Source organism: Actinophytocola algeriensis (genome assembly GCF_014203735.1).
Classification (GTDB): Bacteria; Actinomycetota; Actinomycetes; order Mycobacteriales; family Pseudonocardiaceae; genus Actinophytocola; species Actinophytocola algeriensis.
This window is the reverse complement of the sequence record NZ_JACHJQ010000001.1, coordinates 1030334-1051621: the sequence shown is the minus strand read 5'-3', so window position 1 is coordinate 1051621 and position 21288 is coordinate 1030334. Positions and strand designations below refer to the sequence as shown.

The following is a 21288-nucleotide window of genomic DNA, read 5'->3' as shown; positions in this document are numbered from 1 at the left end:
CTACAGGTTAGTCCCCAGGTCGGAGGCGCACCGACCGGCTTTGTCGGTGGTCGGGTCTAGCTTGCCGGGCATGACCAAACCGGGGGCGGGCGGCCAGCTCGCGTTCGACGAGCTGGGCACGCCGCTGCGGGCCACCACCTTCGTCGTGTTCGACCTCGAGACCACCGGGGTCAGCGACGAGGACACCATCACCGAGTTCGGCGCGGTGAAGGTCCGCGGCGGCGAGGTGCTCGGCGAGTTCGCCACGCTCGTGGACCCCGGCCGCGGCATCCCCCCGGAGATCGTCGCGCTGACCGGCATCACCGACGCGATGGTGTACACCGCGCCGCGGCTGGACGCGGTCCTGCCCGCGTTCATGGAGTTCATCAGCGGTGCGGTGCTGGTGGCGCACAACGCCGGGTTCGACACCAACTTCGTGCGCAAGGCCTGCGAGCGGCACGGTTACCGCTGGCCGAAACCCGCGGTCGTGTGCACGGTCCAGCTGGCTCGGCGGGTCCTGACCAGGGAGGAGGCCCCGAGCTGCCGGCTGTCCGCGCTGGCGGCGCTCCTGGGAGCCTCGACCACCCCGAACCACCGCGCGCTCATGGACGCGCGGGCCACCGTCGACGTCTTCCACTCCTTGTTGGAGCGGGTCGGGTCGCTCGGTGTGCAGACCCTCGAGGAACTGCACGACTACATCCCGGACGTCACCCCGGAGCAGCGCCGCAAGCGGACCATGGCGGCGCACCTGCCGTCGACGCCGGGGGTGTACCTGTTCCGCGGGCCGGGCGAGGAGGTGCTGTACGTCGGCACGGCGAGCGACCTGCGCAGGCGGGTGCGACAGTACTTCACGGCGAGCGAGACCAGGCGCAGGCTGCGGGAGATGGTGGCGCTCGCGGTGCGGGTGGACCACGTCGAGTGCGCACACTCGCTGGAGGCGCAGGTCCGCGAGCTGCGGCTGCTGTCGGCGCACAAGCCCGCGTACAACCGGCGGTCGAAGAACCCGAAGCAGGCGTGGTGGCTGACGCTCACCGACGAGCCGTTCCCGCGCCTGTCACTGGTGCGGACACCGCGCGGCGGCGCGCTGGGCCCGTTCCGGTCGCGGGGACTGGCCGAGGACGCGATGGTGGCGCTGCAGGACGCCACCGGCATCCGGCCGTGCACGGTGCGGATCCCGGCACAGCGCGCCGGGGCCACGCCCTGCGCGCTGGCGGAGCTGCACCGCTGCCAGGCGCCCTGCGCCGGCAGGCAGACGACCGACGAGTACGCGCCGTCGGTGTCGTCGTTCGTGTCGCTGGTGGCGGGCAGGCTCCTGGACCCGCTGCACGTGCTGGAGCGGCGGCTGCGGGCGCACGCGGCGGCGGAGCGGTTCGAGCAGGCGGGTGTCGACCGGGACCGGCTGAGCGTGCTGGTCCGCGCGCTGGACCGGGGGCAGCGGCTGGCCGCGCTCGCGGCGGTGCCGGAGCTGATCGCGGCGCGGCCGGACGGGAACCACGGCTGGGAGTTCGCGGTGGTCCGGTACGGCAGGCTGGCGTCGGCGGGGGTGGCGCGGCGCGGGGTGCCGCCGATGCCGGTGGTGGACGCGCTCGCCGCGGCGGCGGAGACCGTGGTACCCGGCGAGGGTCCGCTGCGCGGGGCGCCCGCGGAAGAGGTGGCACTCGTGTTGCGATGGCTGGATCGGCAGGGCACCCGGATGGTTCGATGCTCACAGCCCTGGACCGAGCCCGCACGGGCGGCAGCGAGCTGGCGTGGCTGGCTGACCAGGGCGGACGCGGCACGCAGCATGGAGGTGACGAGTGGGTGATCCCTTGGACGTGATCGCCATGGGCAGGCTCGGCGTGGACATCTACCCGCAGCAGACCGGCGTCGGGCTGGCGGACGTCGAGACGTTCGCCAAGTACCTGGGCGGCACCGCGGGCAACGTGACCGTGGCCGTCGCGCGGTACGGGCACCGCGTCGCGCTGGTGAGCAGGACGGGTGCGGACCCGTTCGGCGAGTACCTGCACCGCGCGCTGCGAGACTTCGGCGTCGACGACCGGTACGTCACCGACGTGCCGGACCTGCCGACACCGGTCACGTTCTGCGAGATCTTCCCGCCCGACGACTTCCCCATCTACTTCTACCGCCTGCCCAAGGCACCCGATCTGGTGATCCACGAACACGAGCTGGACCTCGACGCGATCCGCGCGGCGAAGGTCCTGTGGGTGACGGTGACGGGCCTGTGCGACGAGCCGAGCCGCTCGGCGACGCTGGCGGCGCTGCGGGCCCGTGACCCGGCGGCGCTCACCGTGCTGGACCTGGACTACCGCCCGGCGTTCTGGCGGTCCCGCGGGGCGGCGCGCCGGTGGGTGCAGGAGGCGCTCGAACACGTGACGGTGACGGTCGGCAACCTCGACGAGTGCGAAACGGCGGTCGCCACCCGCGACCCGGCCGAGGCCGCGGAAGCGTTGCGGGCCAAGGGAGTCCGGCTCGCGGTGGTGAAGCAGGGACCGAAGGGCGTGCTGGCGGTGGACAACACGGGCGCGGTCGAGGTGCCGGCGCACCCGGTCGAGGTGGTGAACGGTCTCGGCGCGGGCGACGCGTTCGGCGGCGCGCTGTGCCACGGCCTGCTGTCCGGCTGGGACACCGCACGCACCATGCGGTTCGCCAACGCGGCGGGCGCCATCGTGGCGTCCCGCCTGTCCTGCTCGTCGGCGATGCCGACGACCGACGAGGTGGAGGCGGTCCTGGATGCGGGATGACGACCTGCGGAAGATCACAGAGATCCGGGCACTCCACCCGGAGCGGATCGCCGAACTGGCATTGGCCAGGACCCGCCGCGACTCACCGTTGGGGAGTTGGGGGAAGGCTCTGGTCATCGCCGCGGACCACCCGGCCCGGGGCTCGCTGCGCGCCGGCGCGGACCCGCTCGCCATGGCCGACCGGGCGGACCTGCTGACCCGGCTGCGCACAGCGCTGGCGCACCCGAGCGTGACGGGCGTGCTCGGCACCGCGGACATCCTGGAAGACCTGCTGTTGCTGGGCGCACTGCACGACAAGAGCGTGTTCGGCTCCATGAACAGGGGCGGCCTGGCCGGCGCGGCCTTCGAGATGGACGACCGGTTCACCGGCTACGACGCGCCCTCGCTCGTCCGCGCGGGCTTCGACGGCGGCAAGATGCTGCTGCGCGTCGACTACACCGACGACCGCACCGTCGCGACGCTGGCGGCCTGCGCGACCGCGGTGAGCACGCTGGCCGAGCACCGGCTGACCGCGATGGTGGAACCGTTCATCTCGACCCGGGACGACGGCAGGCTGCGGAACGACCTGTCGGTGGAGGCCGCGACCAGAGCGGTGACCGTGGCGTCCGGCCTGGGCAGCACGTCCGCGTACACGTGGCTGAAGGTCCCGGTGATCGGCGACGGCGGTGACGACATGGCGCAGGTGCTGTCGGCGACGACGCTGCCGACGCTGCTCCTCGGCGGCGAGGTGGCGGCGGACCAGGACGCGACGTACGAACGCTGGTCCCGCGCCTTGCGGCTGCCGACGGTGATGGGGCTGGTGGTGGGCCGGTCGCTGCTGTACCCACCGGACGGCGACGTGGCGGGCGCCGTGAACACCGCGGCAGGCCTGCTGTGACGGCGGTGGAGATCACCCCGGCGTCGGCGGGCTGGACGTACAGCGGTCTGAAGGTACTGACGCTGGACGGGCCGCTGGAGCTGTCGACAGGCGAGTCGGAGACGTTGGTGCTGCCGCTCTCGGGGAGCTGCACGGTGTCCGTGGCGGGTGCGCGGTACGACTTGGCGGGACGCGAGTCGGTCTTCACGGCGAACACGGACTTCCTGTACCTCCCCCGCGACTGCACGGCGACGGTGACGGCCGAGGCACCGGCGAAGATCGCGTTCCCGTCGGCGGTGTGCGACCGGCGCCTGCCGGTCCGCCACGTACCGGCGGCGAACACCCCGGTGGAGCTGCGCGGCGCGGGCGGCTGCAGCAGGCAGGTCAACAACTTCTGCACCCCCGCCGCCTTCGAGGCGGACAAGCTGATCGCGTGCGAGGTCCTCACCCCGGGCGGCAACTGGTCGTCGTACCCCCCGCACAAACACGACGAGGCCCGGGACGGCGAGTGCGAGCTGGAGGAGATCTACTACTTCGAGGTCGCCAATGGCGGGATGGGCTACCAACGCGTGTACGGCACCCCGGAACGCCCGATCGACATCCTGGAGGAGGTCCGCACCGACGACGTGGTGCTGATCCCGCACGGCTGGCACGGCCCGTCGATGGCCACCCCCGGCTACGACCTCTACTACCTGAACGTCATGGCGGGCCCCGGCACCGACCGAGCCTGGCTGATCAGCGACGACCCGGCCCACGGCTGGATCCGCGAGACGTGGGAGAAGCAGGAACCGGACCCGAGGCTGCCGTTCTACCGCTGACCTGGCGACCGCAGGGTGCCCGTGACGTCACGGAACAGCTTGATGTCGGCCCGGAGCTGGCTGTCCTCGACGACGAGGCCGTCGAGGACACGTTCGACCTCGGCGTGCTCGGCCGGGTGCGCCGTCCAGTACGACACCGGGAGTTCCAGCACGGCGACCAGCAGGTCACCGGGGTAGTAGGTGCCGGTGACCAGCGGCTCGGCACGCAACACGGCCAGCGCACGCGGCACGAGGACGTCGACGCCGACGTTCTGGCCGATGAGCACGCGAAGATCACCGGGGCTCAGCTCGCCGACCGGAACGTGCCGCAGCCGGTGCACCGTGGACATGAGATGGGTCGCGTCCGGGGGTGCGGCGCCCCAGTCGTCCTTCTCGAGCGCTGTCAGCGACCGGGTCTCGTCCGGGCTCTCCGGCACCATCGCGTGCGTTCTCCGTTCTCGTGTCACCTGGCGGATACCCCTCGGAATGGTCGAGCAGGCGGCTGGCCTCGGACAGCTCCTCCTGGGCCGCGGGCCCGTTGCTCGTCGGTGCTGCGAGTGTCACCGAGCGTCTTCTTGAGATCGCCGATGCGGTTGTTGAGCGCGGCGTTCCCGAAGGACAGCGCACCGTTGACCACGGCGGCACCCGCGGTGGCGAGATGGTGACCGACCTGCTAGCCGAACGACGGCTGCGTGCGCGCGCTGGCAGCAAGAGGACCGTCAGAAGCGCCCGGCGAACAGCAGTTCGGCCACGTGGGTCACCGTGTCGCGGCCGGTGTCCTCGTCGCCGGCGCCGGCCAGGTCGTTCATCGCGGCCAGGGTGTAGCGCTCCTCCGGGCCGGCGAAGCCGACGGTGTTCATGACCCAGCCCGTGTCCTCTTCCGACCAGCCGTTCTTGTTGCCCGGCTGGGCGGCCGGGCCCGCGCCCCACACGCCCCACCGCTGGTTCTCCGCGACCGTGCGCATCTCACCCACCACGTACGCGCGGTCGTCGGCGGGCAGCTCGGTCAGGACGTACTGGATGAGCCGGTCCAGGTCGTCGGCCGTGCACTTCTGGAAGCCCCAGTACGGGTAGAAGTCCGTGTAGCCCTCCTCCGGTTCCAGGCCGGTCAGCCCGTAGGAGGGGAAGTTGTCGTTGTACGCCATGTGGTCGTCGCCCGCGTAGCGGTGCCACAGGGTGTCCGCGGCGTCGTCGTCCGACGAGTGCAGCATCGACTGGATCAGGGCGCGGTCGGTGGACGTGAGGGTGATCTCGCCCGCCCGGTCGCGGGTGAACAGGTCCACCACCATCGCGAGCTTGATCGTCGACGCCGTCCACGTCAGGTCCGTCGCCTGGTCGTTGCGCCACACGGCGCCCGTCTCACGGTCGCGGAGGACCACGCCGGTGGTGCCAGGGCGGGTCGGCAGGTACCGCCCCACCGCCGCGATCCGGCGCTGGAAGTCGCAGTCGAAGCCGGAGTCGGGCAGGGGACAGTCCTCCTGCCGCGCGCCGTTGCCGTTACCGGGTGGGGTCGCCGCCGCCGACCGGCCCGCGGTGCGGGCGGGGTTCGGGGCGGACGCGCCCGCGCCGCACCCGGCAACGCCGATGGCGGCCGCCGCGATGAGTGCGACGGCCGCCATCGACCGGGTGTTCAACGTCAAATCTTCTTGGACGGGTCGTCCTGTGTCTTCGCGATCTCGGTGCCCGTCTCCGTCTCACCGGAACCGGACTCCAGCTCGGCGCCGTGGCCGTGCTGCGCCGCGCGGGCCTTGGCCAGTGCCGCCGTCTCCTCCGGCGGGTCCGGCCTCAGCAGCGACCCGGCGACCGGCTCACCGGCCGAGCCGAGCTTGTTCATCTTCTTCGGCACCGGTGCGCCCTGGTACTCGAGCGGGATCGGGTGACCGTGGTCGTCCACCGGGCCGAGCGGCTGGTGGACCTCGATGAACTCACCGTGCGGCAGCCGCTTGATGATGCCGGTCTCGACACCGTGCTCCAGCACCATCCGGTCGGACCGCTGCAGGCCGAGGCACAGGCGGTACGTGATCGCGTACGCCAGCGGCGGCAGCACCAGCAACCCGATGCGGCCCATCCACGTCGTCGCGTTCAGCGAGATGTCGAACTTCTCGGCGAGCACGTCGTTCGCGGCCGACAGCAGCGACACCATGAAGAACGTGATCGCCATCGCACCGAGGCTGGTGCGGACCGGCACGTCACGCGGCCGCTGCAGCAGGTTGTGGTGCGCGTAGTCCTTGGTGAACTTCTTCTCGATCCACGGATAGACCAGTGCCACGCCACCGAGTAGTGGCAGGCCCATCATGAAGGGGAAGAACGCCGCCGGGATCGTGTAGTTCCCGAGGTAGACCTCCCACGCGGGCCACAGCCGGACCAGGCCGTCGGTCCAGCCCATGTACCAGTCGGGCACGGTGCCCGCCGAGACCTGGGCCGGCGAGAACGGCCCGAAGTTCCACACCGGGTTGATCTGGAACAGACCACCGAGCAGGGCGGTCACACCGATGACGACGGCGGTGAAGCCACCGGCCTTCAGCGCGAACGTCGGCATGATGCGGACGCCGACGACGTTGGTCTCCTTGCGCCGCACGCCGGGGAACTGCGTGTGCTTCTGGTACCAGACCAGACCGACGTGCACACCGATCAGCGCGAGCAGGATGCCCGGGATCAGCAGGATGTGCAGCGTGTACAGCCTGGGGATGATCTCCGTGCCGGGGAACTCGCTGCCGAACAGCAGCCAGTTCGCCCAGGTGCCGATCACCGGGATCGACATCGTGAGGCCCGAGGTGATGCGCAGGCCGGCGCCCGACAGCAGGTCGTCCGGCAGCGAGTAGCCCGCGAGGCCCTCGAAGCAGCCGAGCAGGAAGATCAGGACACCGATGACCCAGTTGACCTCACGCGGCCTGCGGAACGCGCCGGTGAAGAACGTGCGGAACATGTGGATCGTCAGCGACAGCATGAACAGCAGCGCCGACCAGTGGTGCACCTGGCGCACGAACAGGCCGCCGCGCACGTCGAACGTGATGTACAGCGTCGACTCGTAGGCCCGCGACATCTCGAGACCGCGCAGGTTCGCGAACGAGCCCTGGTAGGTGACGTGGGCCATCGACGGGTCGAAGAACAGCGCAAGGTAGGTGCCGGAGAGCAGCAGCACGATGAAGCTGTACAGCGCGATCTCGCCGAGCAGGAACGACCAGTGCGTCGGGAAGACCTTGTTCAGCTGGCGGCGCAGGCCACCGGCCGGGTGGTACCGGTCGTCGGCCCACTTGGCCGCGCCACCGGCCGCCCGCATGACCAGGTTGTCGGGCTTCGTGGGCGTGGTGATTCCGCTCATGACTTCCGCTCCCAGTAGGCGGGTCCGATCGGCTCGATGAAGTCACCGGTCGAGATGAAGTACCCGGTCTCCTCGTCCACCGCGATGGGCAGCTGCGCCAGCTTGCGGGTGGCCGGGCCGAACACCGGTTTGGCGTACTGCAGCGCGTCGAACTGGGACTGGTGGCACGGGCACAGGATCCGGTTGGTCCGCTGCTCGTACAGGGAGGTCGGGCACCCGACGTGGCTGCAGATCTTCGTGTAGGCGTAGAAGTCGCCGTAGTTGAAGTCCTCCTGGCCCTCGTGCTTGATCACCCGGGCCGCGTCGGCGGGCCGCAGGCGGATCAGCATCACGGGACTGTCGCCACGCAGGAGCATCTTCGTCCAGTCGTGGGCGGTGTCGCCCTCGCGGTACGGGAACACCGTGTCCATGGCACCCGCGTCCATGTCCTCCGGACGCACGAGAGAGACCTCGTCCGTGCCTGTGGCGCGGCGCAGGAAGACCTTCTCGCCTTCCTTCGTGTGCTGCCACGGGGTGTGGATCAGGCCGTCCTTGTTGTCGGACTGCGCGTGCGGGTTACGCAGGAGGCTGCCGAGCGGCAGCGCGGTGAGCGCGAGGCCCAGCACACCGCCACCGAACGCCAGCGACCGCTTGATCATCGGGCGGCGGGAGATGGTGCTGCGGTTGCCCGCGTCGGCCAGGTTGGCGAGGATCGTCGCCTTGTCCAGCTCGTTCGAGCCGCCGTCGTGCCGCTCCTGGACCGCGATCTCGTGCGGGACGAACTTCCGCGTGTAGTTCAGCACGCCGATGCCGACGGCGAGGATCGCGACACCCAGGGTGAGGCCGATGACCGGCGTGTACAGCGAGTACATGAGGTGCCCGTCCTCGTCCGGCGCCACGTACTTCGCGGGCCACCAGATGAAGGCGACGACGAACGCGAGACCGGCGAGACCCGACAGGGCGAACCAGAACGCGACCATGCGCTCGGCCCGCTTCTCCGCGCGGGTGCCCTTGACCGGCCACGGGTCCGGGTACTCCACCAGCTCGACGCCGTCGAGCTTGCTTCCGAGCTTGACCAGCTCGTCCCGGGACATCTGCGCGAGCTCCTCCTCGCTCGGCAGTTCCTCAGGCTTCTGCGTGCTCAATGTTTTGCCCCGATCCACAACGTGATGCCGAGCAGAGCGGCAATCCCGACGACGAATGCGATGAAGCCCTCCGACTGCGGACCGAGACCGCCGATCGGGCTACCACCGGGGTTGTTGTTGCCGTCCGTCACCGACTTGACGTAGGCGATGATGTCCTTCTTCTCCTCCGGCGACAGCTGCCGCTCGGAGAAACGAGGCATGTTCTGCGGGCCGGACAGCATGGCCGCGTACATCTCCTCCTCGGCGACGCCGTCGAGGGCGGGTGCCTCCTTGCCGGACGACAGCGCACCGCCGCGGCCGGTGAAGTTGTGGCAGGACGCGCAGTTGAACCGGAACAGCTCGCCGCCGCGGGCAGGGTCCTCCCCGCGCAGCGCCGCGCCCTTCTCCTCCGGCATCTCCACGCCGCCACCGTTGGCCTGGACGTAGGCCGAGACCGCGTCGACCTCCTGCGGCGACAGCACCCGGGGCTTCTCCGGGATCTGCGCGCTCTGGGCGACGGCGGGCATGCGGCCGGTCGAGGTCTGGAAGTACACGCTGGCCTCGCCGACGCCGATGAGGCTCGGGCCGCGGTCCTTCACACCTTCGAGGTTCGCGCCGTGACAGCTGATGCACGTGTTGTTGTAGATCTTCGCGCCCTCGCGCACCATGACCGGGTCCTGCTGGGCCTGCGCGGTCTGCGGCTCTGGCACGAGCACGCTGTACAGCGCGCCGACACCCATCAGCGCGATACCCAGCGCCAGCAGGCCCGCGACGCGGCGCCGGAGCTTGGTACGTCCCCTGCGTTTCTTGGGCTGTGTCGTCATTGTGCGGCAACCTCTACTGATGTCAGTTCGGACCCGGCGAGTCGGCGGCTCGTTCGCATCACGGAATGAAGTAGATGACGGTGAACAGGCCGATCCAGACGATGTCCACGAAGTGCCAGTAGTAGGACACGACGATGGCCGACGTGGCCTGTGCCGGTGTGAACTTGCTCATCTTGGTGCGCATGAGCAGGTACACGAACGCGATGAGACCGCCGGTCACGTGCAGACCGTGGAACCCGGTGGTCAGGTAGAAGACCGTGCCGTAGGCCGAGGACGGGATGGTGAGGCCCTCCCCGACGAGCGTGTAGTACTCGTACGCCTGGCCGAGCACGAAGAACGTGCCCATCGCCAGCGTGATCGTGTACCACCGCCGCAACCCGAACACGTCGCCCCGCTCCGCCGCGAACACACCCATCTGACAGGTGAGAGACGAGGCGACCAGCACGATCGTGACAACGAGCGCGTAGGGCACATCGAGGTGGTAGGGCGGCGGAGGCCAATGACCGGTGTCGTTCTGGGCCTTCACCGTGAAGAACATGGCGAAAAGGCCCGCGAAGAACATCAGCTCGCTGGCCAGCCACACGATGGTGCCGACGCTGACCATGTTCGGCCGGTTCAGCGAGTGCACACGCTGGCTGATTGAGGGCGCTGCTGTCGTCACGCGGGCATTATTGCCTGTGCTTGCACAGGTCAGCTGATCGGGGTTGCGGCGCGTCGGGGCGCTCGGGGAGATCGTCGGGGCTCGGTCAGGCACCTGCGGGCCGCGAAGTCGTGCCGGATAGCATCGAGGTGTCCGGACCTGCCCGGTTCTCTCGTCCAACACCGTCTCGCCGGAGGCACCGCCATGAGCTCCCCGCTGAAGATCCTCGTGTTCAGCCACCGGCCGGAGGTCCGGGAGAGGATTCTCACAGCCGTCGGGCGCCGTCCCGCCGCCGATCTCGGCCGGGTGACCTACCACGAGTCCGCGACCATCGCCGACGTGCTGATGGAGATGGACGCGGGCAAGGTCGACCTGGCCATCCTCGACGGCGAGTCGCAGCCGACCGGCGGCATCGGGCTGTGCAGGCAGCTCAAGCACGAGATCGACGACTGCCCCCCGATCGTGATCGCGATCCGCCGCAAGGACGACCGCTGGCTCGCCACCTGGTCGCAGGCCGACGCGGTCATCGTGCACCCGCTCGACCCGCTGGCCGCCGCGGAGACGGTCGCCGACGTGCTGCGCAACAAGCAGCTCCCAGTCGTACAGGGGTGAGCACGGATGACACAGACCTGGCCCGGCCTGCTGGGCCGGTTGGTCGCGCGTGAGGACCTGACCACCGACGACACGTCGTGGGCGATGGAAGAGATCATGACCGGCCGGGCGACCGGCGGTCAGATCGGCGCGTTCGCCGCCGCGCTGCGGTCCAAGGGTGAGACCCCTGCCGAGGTGGCCGGTCTGGCGACGGTGATGCTGTCGCACGCGCGCCGGGTCCCCCTCGACGTGGCCGCCGCGGACGTCGTCGGCACGGGTGGTGACCAGTCCGGCAGTGTGAACATCTCCACGATGAGCGCGCTGGTGGTGGCCGCCGCGGGCGTGCCGGTCGTGAAGCACGGGAACCGCGCCCAGTCGTCCCGCTGCGGTGCCGCGGACGTGCTGGAGTCCCTCGGCGTGGTGATCGAACTCTCCCCTGAGGCGGTCGCCACCTGCGTCCGCGAGCTGGGGATCGGTTTCTGTTTCGCCCCGGCCTTCCACCCGGCACTGCGCCACGCTGGTCCCACCCGCAAGGAGCTGGGCATCCCGACGGTCTTCAACATCCTCGGCCCGCTGACGAACCCGGCCCAGCCGACGTCCGCGCTGGTCGGCTGCGCTCACGAGCGCCTGGCCCCGGTGGTGGCGGAGGTGCTCGCGTCCCGCGGCTTCTCCGTGCTCGTGGTCCGCGGCAACGACGGGCTGGACGAGATCACGACCACGACGACGACGAAGGCGTGGGTCGCCTCGGGCGGGACCGTCCGCGAGGACGTGATCGACCCGGCCGAGCTGGGTGTGGCCCCGGCAGCCCCGGACGCACTGGCAGGCGGCGACGCGGCCGACAACGCGAAGGTCCTGAAGGCCCTGATCGCCGGCGACGCGGGCGCGGTCCGCGACACGGTCCTGATCAACGCGGCAGGCACGATCGCCGCGTTCCGCGGCCTCACGGCCGATCTGACGGCCGACCTGACGGCGGGCCTGGAGATCGCCGCGGACGCCATCGACTCCGGCAAGGCGGCGAAGCTGCTGGACCGCTGGATCACGCGGAGCCAGGAACTGGCCTGACGCGGTCGGTTGCGTCTGACGTGGGTCTTTGCCAAACGGGGTTGTCCTCGCCCCACGGCCTCCGCCGGGCGGGTGTGCCCTCCGGGGGCTCCTCGCCGGAGGGGCAGGTCTCTGGGATGGCTTGGGGTTGTTTGGTTGCGTTGGGTGCGGGTCTGCCTGCCATCCCGTCGACCTCCCTACGGGCTATCACACCGGCTCAAGGGGGCGGTCCCAGCGTTCGCCGCCGGTTTGGGTTGTTGGTGCCCCCTTGATCCGGTGTGATCGGGCTTCGCCAGGTCGACGGGATGGCAGGGAGCCCCTTGTGGCGGGCTTCCGCCCCGCGCTCGGTTGGCCTTCGCGCCGTGAACGGCGCTTTTCGGGACGTGGACCGATGTCATGAAGGGGCCCTTCATCACACCGCGCGTTACGAAGGGGCCCTTCATCACGGTGAACGCAACGAAGGGGTCCTTCATCGCAGCAGGCGTTACGAAGGGGTCCTTCATCGCACCTAGTGCCCGAAGCGGGCCCTTCCGAACCAAGCCACCAACGCGAAAGGGCGCGTCCCGGAAGACCGGAACGCGCCCTGAGCGAGCCAACTGTCAGTCGGTGGCGTCCGGCCGGGTGTGGTACTCGAACACGAGCCCACCCACCGTGGCCAGCACGAGCACCATCGCGACCACCAACAGCCACACCTGCCAGAAGGCGATGGAGATCGCGGCGAGACCACCGGAAGCGGCGATGCCGACGGGCCAGTAGGACCCGGCGGAGAAGAACCCCACCTCGCCGGCACCGTCACTGATCTCGGCCTCGGGGTTGTCCTCCGGCCGCCGCTCGACGCGCCGGGCGACGAAGTGGAAGTACGAGCCGATGATCAGCGACAACCCGCCGGTCAGGATGAGGCCGACGATGCCGACCGGCTCCTTGGCCCAGAAGCCGTACACGATGGCGGCGATGAAGAAGAACGCCGTCGTCACGTCGAAGAGCCTGGCTTCGACCTTCATGAGTCAGTCCTCTCCAGACGTCAGTTCGACGAGGTCCGCGCGGTGCGGTCCGAGTTGAACGGGGACGTGGTCACGGCGGTCGGGCTGCACAGCTCGCCACACGACGGGTCGTCCTCACCCATGCGGGCAAGGGCCTCGGCTGCCGTGAACGGCTTGCCGGTGTTCTCGTTCGTGGTGACGCGCAGTTGCATGTAGTCGTCGAACCGCTCCGGGCTCAGGGCGCGGACCTCGAAGTTCATGCCCGAGTGGTAGGTGCCGCACAGCTCGGCGCAGCGGCCCACGAACGAGCCCTCGCGGTCGATCGAGTTCTGGAACGTGTTGTCCTGGTTGTTCTTCTCCGGGTACGGGAAGACGTCCCGCTTGAAGTGGAACTCCGGCACGAAGAACGAGTGGATGACGTCACGCGCGCGCAGGTCGTAATGGATGGTCTTCTGCGCGGGGAGCACCAGCAGCGGGATCTCCGTCGTGCTGCCGGTGGTGGTGACCAGCTCGCCGTCGGAGGTGCGCGGCACGACGGTGCGGCCGTCGGCGGTGGCGTACTCGTTGTAGGTGAACTGCCAGTTCCACTGGAAGGCCAGCACGCCGACGTTGACGTCGACGTTGTCCTCGGATTCCTCGGCGAGCACGAAGTTCTGCGTGGTCACCGTGAAGTAGAACAGCACCACCACGATGATCGACGGGATGCCCGTGTAGATGAACTCGAGGAAGTGGTTGTACTGGAACTGCCTCGGGAGGGCGTCGCCCTTCTTGCGGTGCGCGATGACCGGCCACAGGATGAGCGCCCACATGATGACGCCGACGACCAGTGACGCGATGACCGTCCAGGTCCAGAAGTCCACCATGCGCTCGGACTGCGGCGTGACCCCCTCGGGCCAGCCGAAACGCAGGACCTCGCTGCCGGAGCAGCCCGTCGCGGTGAACGCGACCAACCCGACGAGCCCACCGATGGTGGTCAGTCGCGATGCCCGCGAACGCTGCGTTCCGCTCACTGCGCGATCCCTCCTAGGAAGACCGGTGATCACAGCGTTGGAGCCTAGCCGAGAGGCCCAGGCCACACCGCTTAGGGGCCGTCCTGGCCGAGACGGCCATACTTACCCCTCACAAGCACTCGACAGGGAAGGTTGTGCCGAACCGTGTGCGGTCTGCTTGGTGTGGTGTGCCCGACCGAACAGGATGCCGTCGCCGCCAGGGACGCGGTCGCCGCGGCGATGCGGTGCCAGCGCCACCGCGGCCCGGACGAAACCGGCACCTGGACCGGCGACGAAGTGGTCTTCGGCTTCAACCGGCTGTCCATCATCGACGTCGACCACTCCCACCAGCCGCTGCACTGGAGCCCGGAGGGCGTGCAGGAGCGCTACACGCTGCTGTTCAACGGTGAGATCTACAACTACCTCGAGCTGCGTGAGGAACTGATCTCCCAGCACGGCGCGACCATGCGCACGCACGGTGACAGCGAGGTCATCGTCGCGCTCTACCACTACCTCGGCCCGGCCGCCGTCCAGAAGCTGCGCGGCATGTTCGCCTTCGTCATCTGGGACTGGCGCCGCCGCGAGGTCTTCGGCGCTCGCGACCCGTTCGGCATCAAGCCGCTGTTCTACTCGTCCGGCCCCGGTGGTGTCGCCTTCTCGAGCGAGAAGAAGGCGCTCCTGGAGCTGGCTCCGCGCCTGCACCTGCGCCCGTCGCTGGACCGCACCGCCCTGCAGCACTACCTGACGCTGCAGTACGTCCCGGAGCCGGAGAGCCTGCACAACGAGGTCAGGCGGATCGAGTCCGGCCACTCGTTCACCGTCTCCCCCGGCGGCGAGCTGCGGACGGACCGGTACTTCTTCCACACGTTCCGCCCGACGGCGGCGAAGGACCCCGAGCGGCTGTACGACGAGATCGCCGAGGTCATGCGCGACTCGGTGGCCAAGCACATGCGCGCCGACGTGACCGTCGGCTCTTTCCTCTCCGGCGGCATCGACTCCACGGCCATCGCCGCGCTCGCCCGCGAGCACAACCCGAACCTGATCACCTTCACCACGGGTTTCGAGCGCGAGGGCTACTCCGAGGTCGACGTGGCAGCCGAGTCGGCGGCGGCGATCGGCGTGAAACACGTGGTCCGGACCGTGAACGCGGAAGAGATGATGGAGGCTCTCCCGCTGATCGTCTGGTACCTGGACGACCCGGTGGCGGACCCGGCGCTGGTGCCGCTGTGGTTCATCGCGCGGGAGGCCCGCCGCCACGTGAAGGTCGTCCTGTCCGGCGAGGGCGCGGACGAGCTGTTCGGCGGCTACACGATCTACAAGGAACCCATCTCCCTGGCCGCGTTCGAGAAGGTCCCCGGCGCACTGCGCAAGGCGATGGGCAGCCTGTCGACGAAGATCCCGGAAGGCACGCGGGGCAAGGACCTGCTGCGCCGAGGTGCCCTGTCCCTGGAAGACCGCTACTACGGCAACGCGCGGATCTTCCGCGACGACCAGTTGCAGGCGGTGCTGAAGACCTTCGACCCGTCGATCAGCCACAAGGACATCACGGCTGGCCCCTACGCCGAGTCGCAGGCGTGGGACCCGGTGACCCGCATGCAGCACGTGGACCTGTTCACCTGGCTGCGCGGCGACATCCTGGTGAAGGCCGACAAGGTCACGATGGCCAACTCGCTGGAGCTGCGCGTCCCGTTCCTGGACTCGGAGGTCTTCAAGGTGGCGGCGAAGATCCCGCCCGAGGAGAAGATCACCAAGGAGACGACGAAGTACGCACTGCGCCAGGCACTGCGCCGGATCGTGCCGGAACACGTGCTCAACCGCCGCAAACTCGGCTTCCCGGTGCCCATCCGCCTGTGGCTGAGGGACGAGATGTACGACTGGGCGCGGCAGATCATCCTCAAGTCGCAGACGGAGGAGGAGATCGACAAGAACGCCGTGCTGAAGCTGCTGGAGGAGCACCGCGCGGGGACGCTCGACCACAGCAGGCGGATCTGGGCGCTGCTGGTGTACATGCTGTGGCACGGGATCTTCGTGGAGCAGAACATCAGGCCGAGGGTCCCGGAGCCGCACTACCCGGTGAAGCTGTAGGGCCTACCGCCGGAAGCGCCAGGTCTTGCTGTCGAACACGACGCAGATGCCCGGTGACAGGACCACGACCCGCAGCGTCCCGTCGCGTTCGTCGTAGTCGATGCCCTCGGCCTCGAACTCGCCGGAGCAGCCGCTCTCCAGCGGCAGCTGGCCCAGCAGCGTGACCGTCCCCGTGACGTCCGAGCCGCCGACCGGCGCGGCCAGGTCGACCTGCAGCAACGGCTTGGTGACGCCGAACAGCGACCCCTCCGGGTCGTCGGAGGAACACACCAGCTGCGTGGCCGACACGAAGTCACAGCCCTGGATGTCGCGCACCGGCCGGTCGAGCCGCACCGAGGACGCGTACGGCAGGTTCGCGGCGGGGTCGGTGTGCGCGATGCCCGGCATGGGGTGCACGAGCAGCCGGTCCATGGTCCCCCACTCGCCCGCCACCATCCACCGCCCGTCCGGCGACACGGCGGCGAACGAGTTGTTGTTCGCCTCCCACGACTCCAGCGCGTGCTGGTACTCGGCCCACGTCCCGTCCGGCGCCTCGACGCGGAACAGCTTCGCGCCGCGGTCGTCCCGCTGGTAGGGCTCGACGTAGTAGCCGTGCCCCGCGCCGGGGTCGCCGACGTGGTTCCACCCGCGCGTCGCCAGCGACGGCGGCACGGTCCCGATGCCGGTGTACTTCACGACCGTGCCCGAGGGGCGTTCGACGACGGCCAGCCCCTGGCTCTCGTCCAGGGGCCGTGCCACGTCGGAACCCACGGTACGCCACGGTCCGACGTCGGCCGAAGCGACGCCGGCGAACAACAGCAACAACGCAGCGGTGACCGCGAGAGCACGCATGGTAATCAGAACTACCAGGCATGCCCCGAAAGCGGTACCTACGGGAGGATGGCGCCGATCTGCTCGGCCGCCTCCGGGCCGTACGCGGAGCCGATGCGGGAGATGGCCAGCTCCTTGTCCAGCGTCCACTCCTGCGGTCCGACGGTCTCGAGCACCAGCACCGCGATGTACGAACCGAGCTGCGCGGCGCGCTCCAGCTCCAGGCCCTTCTCGAGCCCGGCGAGCAGGCCGGCGCGGAACGCGTCGCCGACGCCGGTCGGGTCGGCCTTCACGGTCTCGGGGACGGCGCTGACGTGGATCGACGCGCCTGCGGCGTCGACCATCTCGACGCCCTTCTCACCGAGAGTGGTGATGCGCATGCCGACCTTCGACATGACGTCCTGCTCGGTCCAGCCGGTCTTCTGGCGCAGGAGCTCCCACTCGTAGTCGTTGGAGAACAGGTACTTCGCGCCGGTGACGAACGCGCGGATCTGCTCGCCGGACATGCGGGCGAGCTGCTGCGACGGGTCGGCGGCGAAGTCGTAGCCGCGCTGGCGGCACTCCTCGGCGTGCCGCAGCATCGCGTCCGGGTCGTCCGGGCTGATGAGCACCAGGTCCAGGCCACCGACGCGGTCCGCGACGGGGTGCAGCTCGATCAGCCTGGCCTCGGCCATGGCACCGGCGTAGAACGACGCGATCTGGCACATGTCGTCGTCGGTGGTGCACACGAACCGGGCGGTGTGTGCGGTCTCGGACACGCGCACACCGGAGCAGTCGACGCCGTGCCGCTCGAGCCAGGACCGGTAGTCGGCGAAGTCCTCGCCGACCGATCCGACCAGGACGGGCGAGCTGCCGAGCACTGCCATGCCGAACGCGATGTTCGCGCCGATCCCGCCACGCCGGACGACGAGGTCGTCGACGAGGAAGCTCAGGGAGATCCGGTGCAGCTGCTCCGCGACGAGCTGCTCGGCGAACCTCCCCGGGAAGTGCATGAGGTGGTCCGTGGCGATGCTTCCGGAGACGGCTACGGGCACGAGGGCTTCCCCTGTCTGGTGGTCGTCAGGTGGAGTGAACGGAAGTCATCAACGATAGTGGGCGACCGTGCTGGAGACCTACTAGGGCACTCCCTCGACACTACCGGTTGGTAAGGCTCGTGCGAACGGGACCTGCGGACTTAGGTTCGAGCTGTGACCACACCTGAAGCCGAGTCGTTCGCCGAGCTCATCGCGGACTGCGCCGACATCCCCCGGGCACTGCGCGACGGCGGACCTGCTCTCCCCGGCCAGCGGGAACCAGCTCCGTGGGAGGTGGACGAGACGACGTTCGCCCAGGTCAACGGCCTGGAAGAGTACGTGTGACGACGAAGGGCCGCGACGCGTGCGTCGCGGCCCAACGTATCGTCCAACTGCCCGTCCGACGAACTCAGCGACTCAGTGGAACGAGTCGCCGCAGGCGCAGGAACCACCGGCGTTGGGGTTGTCGATGGTGAAGCCCTGCTTCTCGATGGTGTCGACGAAGTCGATCGTGGCGCCCTGGACGTACGGGGCGCTCATCCGGTCCACGGCCACCTTGAGACCGTTGAAGTCCCGGATCAGGTCCCCGTCGAGCGTGCGCTCGTCGAAGAAGAGCTGGTAGCGCAGGCCGGCACAGCCACCAGGCTGAACGGCGATACGCAGGTGCATGTCGTCGCGGCCTTCCTGGTCCAGCAGGGCCTTGGCCTTGCTGGCGGCCGTGTCCGACAGGAGCACGCCGTGCGTCTCCGTCTCGGTGGTGTTCTCCTGGGCGGTCGTCATGGTTCTCCCTCGACCTTTCGGACTCCTACTACCCGGGGTCAATCTCGGCCGAACCGTGGTTTATTCCCCGTCTTTCCGAGCGTAGCTTGCGGAGCGAGCATCGCCTCTGTCTCCCATGGTGACACATGGGGCTCGAAGCACGCTGTTACAGCCGCCACTGTCCGGACACGTGCTTCGCGAGCTGGGTGAGTGTCCCGGCTGGATCGGCGAGCGACGCCTCGGCCGATCCGACGTGCTCGGCCACGGAGTATGCCTGCTCCACCCCGGCGGACGCGGCCCTGCGCCTGCCCACGCTGACCTGCCCGGCCAGCACCACGCACGGCACGCCCCGCTCGGACGCGGCACCGGAGACCCTCGTCACAAGCTTGCCGCGCAGTGACTGGAAGTCGAAGCTGCCCTCGCCGGTGACCACGAGCTGCGCCTGGTCGAGCGCCGCGTCGAGGCCGGTGAGCCGCCGGACCACCCCGGCACCGGACTCGACGGTGGCGCCCAGCGCGATGAGGGCGGCACCGAGACCACCCGCGGCACCCGCGCCCTGCTCGTCCCGGATGTCCCGTCCGGCGACCTCGCCGAGTACGTCCGCCCACCTGGTCAGCGACCGCTCCAGGCGGCGGACGGCCAGGTCGTCGGCACCTTTCTGCGGGCCGAACACCCGCGCGGCGCCGTCCTTGCCGAGCAGCGGGTTCTCCACGTCGGAGGCGGCGATGAGCTTGACGCCGCGCAGGTCGGCCTCGCCGACGAGCCGTGCGGTGTCGATCAACGGGCCACCGCCGGGCGGCAGGGGCTCACCGTCCTCGCCGACCGGGATGGCGCCGAGCGCGCGGAACAGGCCGGAGCCGCCGTCGGTGCTGCCGGACCCGCCGAGCCCGACGACGATCGTGTGGACACCGGAGTCGAGCGCGTGCCGGATCAGCTCACCGACGCCGATCGTGTGGGCGCCGAGCGCGTCCCGCTCCTCCTTCGGGACCAGCGTCAGGCCGCAGGCCTGCGCGCATTCGATGTAGGCCGTGCCGTCGTGCTCCAGCCACACGGCGTCGGTGAACGACCCGAGCGGGCCGGACACCGAGCGGTGGTGGAGGTGCCCGCCGAGCGCGGAGTACAGCACGTCGACGAAGCCAGGGCCGCCGTCGGCCAGTGGACAGAGGGTGAGCTCGTCGTCCGGCGCACCACTGCGCCACCCGGCGGCGATGGCCTCGGCGGCCTCCGGCGCGGTCAACGTCCCACCGAAGCAGTCAGGAGCGATCAGGACCCGCATGGTCAAAGCGTAGTTGCACCTCCTTTACCCTTTGGCGTGTGAGGTTCCTTCGCCGCAAAGAAGCAGAGACCACCGACGCCGATGACGTCGTCGACACCGCGGAGGAGGAAGCCGCCCAGAGCAAGGCCCACACACCGGGCAAGGGCCGTCCGACGCCGAAGCGCCGCGAGGCCGAGCAGCGCAAGCGCGGCCCGGTCGCACCGCCGCCGCGCACGACCCGCGAGGCGATGAAGCGGGCGCGCGGCAACAAGGACGAGCGCAAGGAGCTCGCGGCCAAGCGCCGGGAGATCCGCGCCACCCAGCGCGAACGCATGATGGCTGGCGACGAGAAGTACCTGATGCCCCGTGACCGGGGGCCGGTGAAGTCGTTCATCCGGGACTCGGTGGACTCGCGCCGCAACCTGCTCGGGCTGTTCATGCCGCTCGCGATCCTGATCTTCGTCGCGCTGCTGGTGCCGGACCCGCGCGTGCAGAGCTTCACGACCCTGCTGTGCCTGCTGATGCTGGTCGCGATGATCATCGAGGGCGTACTGATGGGCAGCCGCATCACGCGGCAGGTCCGGGCGAGGTTCCCGAAGGAGCCGGTGCGCGGGCTGTCGATCGGCTGGTACTCGTTCATCCGCGCGTCGCAGATCCGCAAGCTGCGGGTGCCGAAGCCGAAGGTGCGCCCTGGTGACAAGATCGTCTGAGCCCGGCCGCGACCCGTATCCGCTGCGCGGGCGGGTCGCGCTGGTGACGGGCGCGTCACGACGGGCCGGTATCGGCTACGCGACGTGCAGGCGGCTCGCCGCGTACGGGGCGAGCGTGTTCGTCCACCACTTCTCCCCGCACGACTCGGCGCAGCCGTGGGGCGCGGACGACGTCGCCGAGGTGGTCGACGGGGTGCGGGCGGTCGCGTCGGCGCCGGTCGCGCACGGCTCGGTGGACCTGTCCACGCCCGAGGGCCCCGCCACGCTGGTCGACACGGCGGTGACCGCGCTGGGCGGGCTCGACATCGTGGTGTGCAACCAGGCGCTGTCCGGTTCGGACGGTCCACTGGTGACCCAGACGGCGGCGACGCTGGACGTGCACTGGGCGGTGAACGCGCGGGCGTCGATCCTGCTGGCGCGCTCGTTCGCCGCGCTGGGGCGGCCGGGCCGGCTGGTGTTCCTGACCTCGGGTCAGAACGAGGGCCCGATGCCGGGCGAGGTGGCGTACGCGGCGAGCAAGGGCGCACTGTGGTCGATCACCGCGACCCTCGCCGACGAGCTGGCCGACCAGGGCATCACGGTCAACACGGTCAACCCGGGCCCGGTCGACACGGGCTACGCGGACGGCGAGACCAGGGCCGCGGTGGCGGCCCGCTTCCCGGGCGGTAGGTGGGGCGAGCCCGACGACCCGGCGCGCCTGATCGCCTGGCTCACGACGGACGAGGCCGCGTGGATCACCGGCCAGGTGCTGAACACAGAGGGTGGCTTCCGCCGCCGATGACTCGCGGCTCGT

General features: G+C 69.8%; 22 protein-coding genes. 10 read left to right on the top strand and 12 right to left on the bottom strand.

Annotated features, from left to right (window positions below; translation table 11 throughout):
• Positions 1-70 precede the first annotated feature (70 nt).
• The 4 genes from FHR82_RS04980 to iolB are packed head-to-tail and all read left to right on the top strand — an operon-like array spanning position 71 to position 4394.
• Complete coding sequence (locus tag FHR82_RS04980; RefSeq protein ID WP_184808996.1) at positions 71-1783, top strand: DEDD exonuclease domain-containing protein; 1713 nt, start codon at positions 71-73, stop codon at positions 1781-1783.
• A complete protein-coding gene (gene iolC, locus FHR82_RS04975; RefSeq protein WP_311770874.1) occupies positions 1776-2720 on the top strand; it encodes a 5-dehydro-2-deoxygluconokinase in 945 nt (314 codons plus the stop codon). The genes FHR82_RS04980 and iolC overlap by 8 nt, the downstream gene beginning before the upstream one ends.
• Positions 2710-3597: a Cgl0159 family (beta/alpha)8-fold protein gene (locus tag FHR82_RS04970; protein WP_184808995.1), complete on the top strand. Its 888-nt coding sequence runs from the start codon at positions 2710-2712 to the stop codon at positions 3595-3597. Before iolC ends, FHR82_RS04970 begins: the two co-directional genes overlap by 11 nt.
• 5 nt (positions 3598-3602) lie before the next feature.
• On the top strand, positions 3603-4394 hold the full coding sequence (gene iolB, locus FHR82_RS04965) for a 5-deoxy-glucuronate isomerase (RefSeq protein WP_311770873.1): 792 nt from the start codon (positions 3603-3605) through the stop codon (positions 4392-4394).
• Here iolB and FHR82_RS04960 read toward each other — a convergent pair.
• The 6 genes from FHR82_RS04960 to ctaE all read right to left on the bottom strand — a co-directional run bounded on the left by FHR82_RS04960 (position 4385) and on the right by ctaE (position 10226).
• Positions 4385-4840, bottom strand: coding sequence for a contact-dependent growth inhibition system immunity protein (locus FHR82_RS04960; RefSeq protein ID WP_311770872.1), 456 nt, complete (start codon positions 4838-4840; stop codon positions 4385-4387). The two genes, iolB and FHR82_RS04960, sit on opposite strands and share 10 nt — an antisense overlap.
• 252 nt (positions 4841-5092) lie before the next feature.
• Positions 5093-6007: a serine hydrolase gene (locus FHR82_RS04955; protein WP_225943947.1), complete on the bottom strand. Its 915-nt coding sequence runs from the start codon at positions 6005-6007 to the stop codon at positions 5093-5095.
• 2 nt (positions 6008-6009) lie between these two features.
• A complete protein-coding gene (qcrB, locus tag FHR82_RS04950) occupies positions 6010-7695 on the bottom strand; it encodes a cytochrome bc1 complex cytochrome b subunit (protein ID WP_184808993.1) in 1686 nt (561 codons plus the stop codon).
• Entirely contained in the window at positions 7692-8819 is a 1128-nt protein-coding gene (gene qcrA / locus FHR82_RS04945) for a cytochrome bc1 complex Rieske iron-sulfur subunit (RefSeq protein ID WP_221463291.1), read from the bottom strand. The genes qcrB and qcrA overlap by 4 nt, the downstream gene beginning before the upstream one ends.
• Positions 8816-9622, bottom strand: a complete 807-nt coding sequence (qcrC, locus tag FHR82_RS04940) for a cytochrome bc1 complex diheme cytochrome c subunit (RefSeq protein ID WP_184808992.1) — start codon at positions 9620-9622, stop codon at positions 8816-8818. Before qcrC ends, qcrA begins: the two co-directional genes overlap by 4 nt.
• 58 nt (positions 9623-9680) lie before the next feature.
• Positions 9681-10226, bottom strand: a complete 546-nt coding sequence (ctaE, locus tag FHR82_RS04935) for an aa3-type cytochrome oxidase subunit III (RefSeq protein ID WP_184809309.1) — start codon at positions 10224-10226, stop codon at positions 9681-9683.
• 240 nt (positions 10227-10466) lie between these two features.
• Here ctaE and FHR82_RS04930 point away from each other — a divergent pair, with 240 nt between their 5' ends.
• Complete coding sequence (locus FHR82_RS04930; RefSeq protein WP_184808991.1) at positions 10467-10874, top strand: hypothetical protein; 408 nt, start codon at positions 10467-10469, stop codon at positions 10872-10874.
• Positions 10875-10880: 6 nt separating this feature from the next.
• On the top strand, positions 10881-11915 hold the full coding sequence (gene trpD / locus FHR82_RS04925; protein ID WP_184808990.1) for an anthranilate phosphoribosyltransferase: 1035 nt from the start codon (positions 10881-10883) through the stop codon (positions 11913-11915).
• A 578-nt stretch (positions 11916-12493) separates the two neighbouring features.
• Here trpD and FHR82_RS04920 read toward each other — a convergent pair.
• Positions 12494-12895, bottom strand: coding sequence for a cytochrome c oxidase subunit 4 (locus FHR82_RS04920; protein WP_184808989.1), 402 nt, complete (start codon positions 12893-12895; stop codon positions 12494-12496).
• 20 nt (positions 12896-12915) lie between these two features.
• Positions 12916-13884 carry an aa3-type cytochrome oxidase subunit II gene (gene ctaC / locus FHR82_RS04915; protein WP_184808988.1) on the bottom strand — a complete coding sequence of 323 codons (969 nt, stop codon included), beginning with the start codon at positions 13882-13884 and terminating at the stop codon, positions 12916-12918.
• Between the two features lie 144 nt (positions 13885-14028).
• On the opposite strand from ctaC, the gene asnB reads away from it, so the two are divergent.
• Entirely contained in the window at positions 14029-15948 is a 1920-nt protein-coding gene (gene asnB / locus FHR82_RS04910; RefSeq protein ID WP_184808987.1) for an asparagine synthase (glutamine-hydrolyzing), read from the top strand.
• A 3-nt stretch (positions 15949-15951) separates the two neighbouring features.
• On the opposite strand, the gene FHR82_RS04905 is transcribed toward asnB, so the two are convergent.
• Positions 15952-16779, bottom strand: coding sequence for a hypothetical protein (locus FHR82_RS04905; protein ID WP_184808986.1), 828 nt, complete (start codon positions 16777-16779; stop codon positions 15952-15954).
• Positions 16780-16817: 38 nt separating this feature from the next.
• Positions 16818-17750, bottom strand: a complete 933-nt coding sequence (locus tag FHR82_RS04900; protein ID WP_184809308.1) for a carbohydrate kinase family protein — start codon at positions 17748-17750, stop codon at positions 16818-16820.
• A gap of 195 nt (positions 17751-17945) precedes the next feature.
• Between FHR82_RS04900 and FHR82_RS04895 the strand changes: the two genes are divergently transcribed.
• Positions 17946-18116: a hypothetical protein gene (locus FHR82_RS04895; RefSeq protein WP_184808985.1), complete on the top strand. Its 171-nt coding sequence runs from the start codon at positions 17946-17948 to the stop codon at positions 18114-18116.
• 72 nt (positions 18117-18188) lie between these two features.
• Here FHR82_RS04895 and FHR82_RS04890 read toward each other — a convergent pair whose 3' ends face one another.
• Both FHR82_RS04890 and FHR82_RS04885 read right to left on the bottom strand, forming a co-directional pair.
• Positions 18189-18551 carry a HesB/IscA family protein gene (locus FHR82_RS04890; protein ID WP_184808984.1) on the bottom strand — a complete coding sequence of 121 codons (363 nt, stop codon included), beginning with the start codon at positions 18549-18551 and terminating at the stop codon, positions 18189-18191.
• A 145-nt stretch (positions 18552-18696) separates the two neighbouring features.
• A complete protein-coding gene (locus FHR82_RS04885; protein WP_184808983.1) occupies positions 18697-19806 on the bottom strand; it encodes a glycerate kinase family protein in 1110 nt (369 codons plus the stop codon).
• Positions 19807-19844: 38 nt separating this feature from the next.
• On the opposite strand from FHR82_RS04885, the gene FHR82_RS04880 reads away from it, so the two are divergent.
• Positions 19845-20495, top strand: coding sequence for a DUF3043 domain-containing protein (locus FHR82_RS04880; protein WP_184808982.1), 651 nt, complete (start codon positions 19845-19847; stop codon positions 20493-20495).
• Positions 20479-21276 (top strand): SDR family oxidoreductase, encoded by a 798-nt coding sequence (locus tag FHR82_RS04875; protein WP_311770871.1) that lies wholly within the window; start codon positions 20479-20481, stop codon positions 21274-21276. The genes FHR82_RS04880 and FHR82_RS04875 overlap by 17 nt, the downstream gene beginning before the upstream one ends.
• Positions 21277-21288 lie beyond the last annotated feature (12 nt).